Genomic DNA, 6,025 nt, shown 5'->3' with positions numbered 1-6,025 from the left:
GTTGCGGGAGCCGGATTTGAACCGACGACCTTCGGGTTATGAGCCCGACGAGCTACCAGACTGCTCCATCCCGCGCCAATAGATATCAAACCTTAATTTAATATCGCTGTTAGCTGTTATACAACACGCTAAACAATGGCCGCTATTATAAGGATGTACAGGATAATTAGCAACTATAATACGCAATTAGTTTATAAAATTTGCAATTCGTCAAGATGCTAATTTAATGTATATGTAAGTAACATAAGTAATCAGCCAACTTTATAAAATTCCCATACTTGAGTCATAAAATGTAGTAGCTTATTATTTCAGGATAAAAATCAGATAAACTGAAGTTTAATAACTCTTAAAATACGTTTTAAAGGCTCACTAATTACCAGAAAGTAAATAGATATAACAAAAAGCCATACTTTCACACTAAAAAAACGTGCAGAATTTGAACTGCCCGCTATAATCAACTTTATTCCTACTTGATAATAATAGTTATTACTCACTGCAACGAGATAAAAATGAATCAACAACAATCAGCATTATTAAATAACTTAACAATTATTAAGCCTAACTTTCATGCGTTTACTGCTAAGTTTCATAGTAAATTAGCCCAATCTAGTATTGAGATGAATTACCCGACGGCCTTACAGTTTAACGAAAAGAGCTTTACCCTCTTTTGCGTGTTAGAACGAATTGTTAAACATTTAGATAAACCAGCATCGGTAGCTCCTTTTTTAGCTCACCATTTAATGTATCTAAAAAAAAGCGGCGCTTCACACAGTGACATTGCCCTTTTATCTAACGCTTTTTACGAAACCCTTGAAGAGCACCTTGGTAAGCATTTTAATACTGAGAGTCAGCTCGCTTGGAAAAAAGCGCTTAGGTACTTTGAAAGCTTTGCAAGCAATGTTCTTTTCAACGTTACCAATGTGGTTTCGTTACAACAAAGAATGCAGCAAAAGCAAAGTAATAAAATTTAGATATTCAATTGGGGGGGAGACTTAATTTACTTAATCTCCCCTTAATTATGCTCATTTTAACACCATGGTCAAAAACGCCTCGATATGCGGTTAAACTTTTTTGCCCTATTGCTAACAGCACAATGTATTGCGTTATTTACCGCCTCTATTCGTTTTACTAATCTATTATTAAACTCAAGAAACAACTAATCCCCAGCATTAAAAACAGCAAACTATTGTCGTTATGCACTTAATTACTCCTATTTGCTTGTTGTAAAATATTAAAACGATCGTTTAATTAACTATGCCCGTATAAAAAAATTTGGCTTTACTATGACCCATCATAAAACACTTAGATTAATACTAGGCGATCAGCTAAACCCATCTCATTCATGGTATAAACAAAAAGACGACGACACGCTTTATCTCATCGCAGAATTAAAACAAGAAACCGACTACGTTAGGCATCACATTCAAAAACTGTGTGCTTTTTTTAATGCTATGGAAAACTTTGCGACTGCATTAAAAACGGCAGGTTTTAATGTTTTGCATTTAACTCTTGACGATACCGCTGGCGACAAAGATTTAATTGAATTACTCAAGCGAATTGCCGATAAATACCAATGCGAAACTATTGAATATCAATACCCTGATGAGTTTAGGCTTAAGTCTCAATTAGCTAAGTTCAAAAGTGATAGCTCATTTGATGTAATTGCCACAGATACTGAACACTTTTTATTACCGTTCACCGAAATAAAAACACGCTTTACAAAAAACAAGCATGTGACAATGGAGCACTTCTATCATGCTATGCGTAAGCAGTTTAATATATTAGTTGATGATACTAAGCCAACCGGTGGCAAATGGAATTTTGACAGTAATAATCGTAATAAATTTTCCAAAAACGACTTAGCAAATATCCCAGAGCCTAAGTTATTCAATACTGATGTTAGCAGCATTATTTCCCGTTTAAATAAGCATAAAGTCGCTTATTTTGGTCAAATAGATGAGCATTCACTAGAGTGGCCAACAACAAGAAAACAAGCCATTGAATCTCTCGAATACTTTTGCGAGCATTTACTTAGTTGCTTTGGTCACTTTCAAGATGCGATGACAGATCAAAGTAAAAATAATACCAGCTTGTACCATAGCCGATTATCGTTTGCCCTAAACGCGAAAATACTCCACCCGTTATATGTAATCAAACGTGTAATAAGAGAATACGAACAAAGACCCAGTGAAATATCCCTCTCGCAAGTAGAGGGCTTTACTAGGCAAATATTAGGTTGGAGAGAATATGTACGTGCCATTTATTGGATTAACATGCCCGACTACGCTGTTAAAAATCAACTACAAGCCAAAAACACACTACCATCTTATTTTTGGAACAGCTCTACAAAAATGAATTGCCTAAGCCACTCATTAAAACAAAGCCTTGAAACCGCTTATGCCCACCATATTCAACGCCTAATGGTTATTGGAAACTTTTGCATGCTTACAGGAATAAACCCTGATGACGTAGATAACTGGTACCTAGGTGTTTATATCGATGCCATAGAGTGGGTAGAGATGCCCAACACCCGAGGAATGAGCCAGTTTGCCGATGATGGAATAATTGCGACTAAACCTTATGCTGCAAGCGGTAACTACATTAATAAGATGAGTGATTACTGCAAAAGCTGTCAGTACGATGTAAAACAAAAAGTAGGTGATAAAGCTTGCCCGCTAAATAGCCTGTACTGGCATTTCATGAATAAACACAGAGACAGGCTAGAAAAGAACCCACGTATTGGTATGGTATATAAAAACTGGGATAAACAAGAAAAAACACTCCAAGAACAAACGCTGCAACAAGCAACCTACTACCTTAATAATTTAGAAGCGCTGTAAACAAAAAAGCCGCCTCGAATGAGGCGGCTAAGTAATTAGGGGAATATGTACTTTAGAAGATTATTTACCTTCTATTAGATTGCTATTACCAATTTCAATTTTACGTGGTTTTAGCGCTTCAGGGATTTCACGTTCTAAGTCAATACTTAGTAAGCCATTGGCTAAATCTGCGCCAAGTACTTTTACATGATCTCCTAACTGGAATTTACGTTCAAAGTTACGCTCAGCAATACCTTGATGAATAAATTTACGCTCTGTGTTTTCATCTTTATTTGCTTTAGTACCTGTAACTTTTAATGTGTTATTTTCTGACTCAATGGTTAATTCGTTATCGCTAAAACCGGCAACGGCCATAGTGATTCTGTATTTGTCTTTATCGAGTGCTTCTATGTTGTAAGGAGGAAAACTTGGCTGCTTATCTGTATTAGCTGCCGCATCCATAAGTGATGCTAAATGTTCGAAGCCGATAAATGAACGATAAAGTGGTGATAAGTCTACTGTACGCATAATAATATCCTCATATTTAAGCGATATTTTGCATGTGCTTTTCTATTGAACAAGCTCAAGCAAAGTTTAATTAATAATATAAATTTCAATTATTTAAGTTTAATTTAGGACCCATCAGGCGTCCTACTTAACTATATATGGACGGTAAAATTGTTTTCAAGAGATTAATTTTAAAAAATTAAAAATAAATAAAAAAAGGCACTAAAAAGTGCCTTTTGAAACCATGAAAATGAATGTTATTTAATAAATGTGCCTCGGATTGGGTAGTCGTTTTCTCTAGAAAACTTAATTCCACCTAGCAGTTGCTCTAAATCAGGACGAACAAATGGGCTGTTTGATATATCGACCATTTGAAGCTGATTTTTTTCATTAAGTACAAAAATGCCTGGCTCAGCAAATGGATGATCAGTTTCTGCATCACTGCGAGGCTCGCTGATATGTAGCCCTAAATCGGTCATTTGTTCGATTGTTAAACCATAGTAAATTGGGAAGTTAATATCTATTTTTTCAAGATGTTTATTAAGCTGCTCATGGCTATCACCACTTACTGCAACCACTTCAACACCAGCATCTTTAAAGTCTTTATGAACTTTAGCAAGCTCGTTAAGTTGCGCAGTACATTTAGGGCAGTGCTGGCCTCGATAGACAACAATCATTTTCCAGGGAGAGTCACTTACTCTATCAACTAAATCTACCTTGTTCTCATCAACATCACTCACAACTAGTGATGGCATAATATCCGCAGGTTTTAAACTAGTGTTACTCATTGCGATCTCCTTTTACTGTTTCAGATTAAAAATTAATTTGCTCTTACCCATAGAGCTTAGGGTAACTTTTATTAATTCAACCTGAAAAGTGTAATTAAAAATCGATTATAACTTTAAGACCATCCCTTTATTTTTCTATAAATGGTAGATGCACTAACCCCTAGATAAGCAGCAGCAAGAGGAATATTGTCTTCACAACTTTTAATTGCATTTTCAATCGCCCTTTTTTCAACTTGCCACAAAGGTTCTATATCGTGAACAGACATAGGCGATAATTGAACACTCTGCTCGTTTGTATTGTGAACTGACTTAGCGGATATCGAGTGCTTCACAGCGCCTAATCCAAATGAGCTTGGTAGCATGTCTTTTTCAATTACATCGCCATCATTAATAACAACGGTGTTTTCAATTACATTTTGTAGTTCGCGAATATTTCCTGGCCAATCGTAATTACAAAAAAGCGCCTTAACTTCATCAGAAAAACCAGTGAAATGCTTTGCATTACTATCGCTTTTTTGTTTCAAAATATACTCAGCAAGCAGTAATATATCGCCTCCGCGTTCTCTTAAAGGGGGGAGCTTTACGGGAATAACATTTAAACGGTAATATAAATCTTCTCTAAAACGCCCTTCTGCAACCTCTATGATAGGGTTTCTGTTTGTTGCACAGACTAAACGAACATCGCTGTGTAATACTTCACTACTACCCACCTTACTAAAAATGCCTGTTTGTAAAAAGCGTAATAACTTTGCTTGTAAGTTAAGTTCCATTTCACATAATTCATCTAAAAATAAGGTACCGCCGTTGGCCACTTCAACAGCCCCTTTTCGATCGCTTAATGCCCCACTAAACGCACCTTTAACATGACCAAAAAATTCTGATTCAAATAGCTCAGCAGGGATAGCTGCACAGTTTATGGCAATAAATGGTCCTGTATTTCTCGGGCTTGTATCATGAAGGGTTTGTGCGCAAACTTCTTTACCGGTTCCACTTTCACCTGTGATAAATACACACGCTTTACTTCTAGCTGCACTATCAAGTAATCTAAAAACGGTTTTCATTGCCAGTGATTCACCAACAAAATCTTGATTTTTATCTCTGTTTTTAACCAATGGTTGAACTTTAACTTGCTCTTTTGGCGTCAAGGCACTTTCTACTGAACTAATGAGTCGTTGACTTGTGAAAGGTTTTTCTAAAAAATCAAAACCGCCTAAACGCATTGCTTCCACTGCAATATCAATAGAGCTGTTTGAGGTGATCATGACTACATTAGCAGGATTTTTCTGCTTATTTACAAATTGTAATACCTCAAGCCCACTTATATCTGGCAAGCATACGTCTTGTACTATGACCGCTGGCATTTTTTCTTTAATACCTACTAAAGCAGAGTACCCATCTGTAAAGTGTTTGCATTGGAAACCAGCCTGTTCAAGCTGACTTGCATATAAAGCACCACTGGCAATGCTATCTTCAACAATATAAACAAGACCTTTATCAATTATATCTGACACGGCTTTCTCCTAGATAGCTATACTATTACTCATTATTTGATACGCATCTCGGGTTTTATCCAAGTTGTGTTTAATAACAAGCGCTGCGTGCAAGTTTTCTTGTGTAGTTGACGGTGGCGAATCGTGTAATTGTGTTGCTAACGCAGCTAAAGCAGATGCACCATATAAAGCTGCTGAATTTTTTAAGACATGCATTACTTCTTTAATTTTTATAGTATCTTCACTACTAATTGCCGTATCTAATTGGTTAGCCATAGTAACTAATTCATCAATAAATAATTTAATTAAACGAGCTAACACAGTTGTCCCAACATCCTTTTCGAGTTGAGTTAATACATTTAGCTCGGTAATACTTTTATCGACAAACTGCTCTGATATGGGCATAGATAACCTTCGTGTA

At 36.2% G+C, this 6,025-nt stretch carries 6 protein-coding genes and 1 tRNA gene; 2 read left to right on the top strand and 5 right to left on the bottom strand.

The annotated features are described in order from the left end of the window. Position 1: 1 nt before the first annotated feature. Positions 2-75 (bottom strand) — tRNA-Met (locus I6E69_RS19885). Positions 76-509: 434 nt separating this feature from the next. On the opposite strand from I6E69_RS19885, the gene I6E69_RS19880 reads away from it, so the two are divergent. Then, positions 510-971 carry a globin gene (locus tag I6E69_RS19880; protein WP_138489413.1) on the top strand — a complete coding sequence of 154 codons (462 nt, stop codon included), beginning with the start codon at positions 510-512 and terminating at the stop codon, positions 969-971. A 312-nt stretch (positions 972-1,283) separates the two neighbouring features. Next, positions 1,284-2,840, top strand: coding sequence for a cryptochrome/photolyase family protein (locus tag I6E69_RS19875; RefSeq protein ID WP_197122088.1), 1,557 nt, complete (start codon positions 1,284-1,286; stop codon positions 2,838-2,840). A gap of 60 nt (positions 2,841-2,900) precedes the next feature. Here the strand turns inward: I6E69_RS19875 and I6E69_RS19870 are convergent, their stop codons facing one another. The 4 genes from I6E69_RS19870 to I6E69_RS19855 form a co-directional block, all read right to left on the bottom strand. Further along, on the bottom strand, positions 2,901-3,347 hold the full coding sequence (locus I6E69_RS19870) for an Hsp20 family protein (RefSeq protein WP_002958478.1): 447 nt from the start codon (positions 3,345-3,347) through the stop codon (positions 2,901-2,903). Positions 3,348-3,583: 236 nt separating this feature from the next. Next, positions 3,584-4,114 carry a peroxiredoxin-like family protein gene (locus I6E69_RS19865; RefSeq protein WP_039489283.1) on the bottom strand — a complete coding sequence of 177 codons (531 nt, stop codon included), beginning with the start codon at positions 4,112-4,114 and terminating at the stop codon, positions 3,584-3,586. Positions 4,115-4,227: 113 nt separating this feature from the next. Next, positions 4,228-5,625: a sigma-54 dependent transcriptional regulator gene (locus tag I6E69_RS19860; protein ID WP_082007326.1), complete on the bottom strand. Its 1,398-nt coding sequence runs from the start codon at positions 5,623-5,625 to the stop codon at positions 4,228-4,230. 9 nt (positions 5,626-5,634) lie between these two features. Next, positions 5,635-6,009: an Hpt domain-containing protein gene (locus I6E69_RS19855; RefSeq protein WP_039489282.1), complete on the bottom strand. Its 375-nt coding sequence runs from the start codon at positions 6,007-6,009 to the stop codon at positions 5,635-5,637. Positions 6,010-6,025 lie beyond the last annotated feature (16 nt).

The sequence above is a fragment of the Pseudoalteromonas sp. NZS100 genome, from assembly GCF_015864815.1.
GTDB classification, from domain to species: domain Bacteria; phylum Pseudomonadota; class Gammaproteobacteria; order Enterobacterales; family Alteromonadaceae; genus Pseudoalteromonas; species Pseudoalteromonas distincta.
The sequence above is the reverse complement of the archived record's forward strand: the minus strand, read 5'-3'. Positions and strand labels throughout refer to the sequence as shown.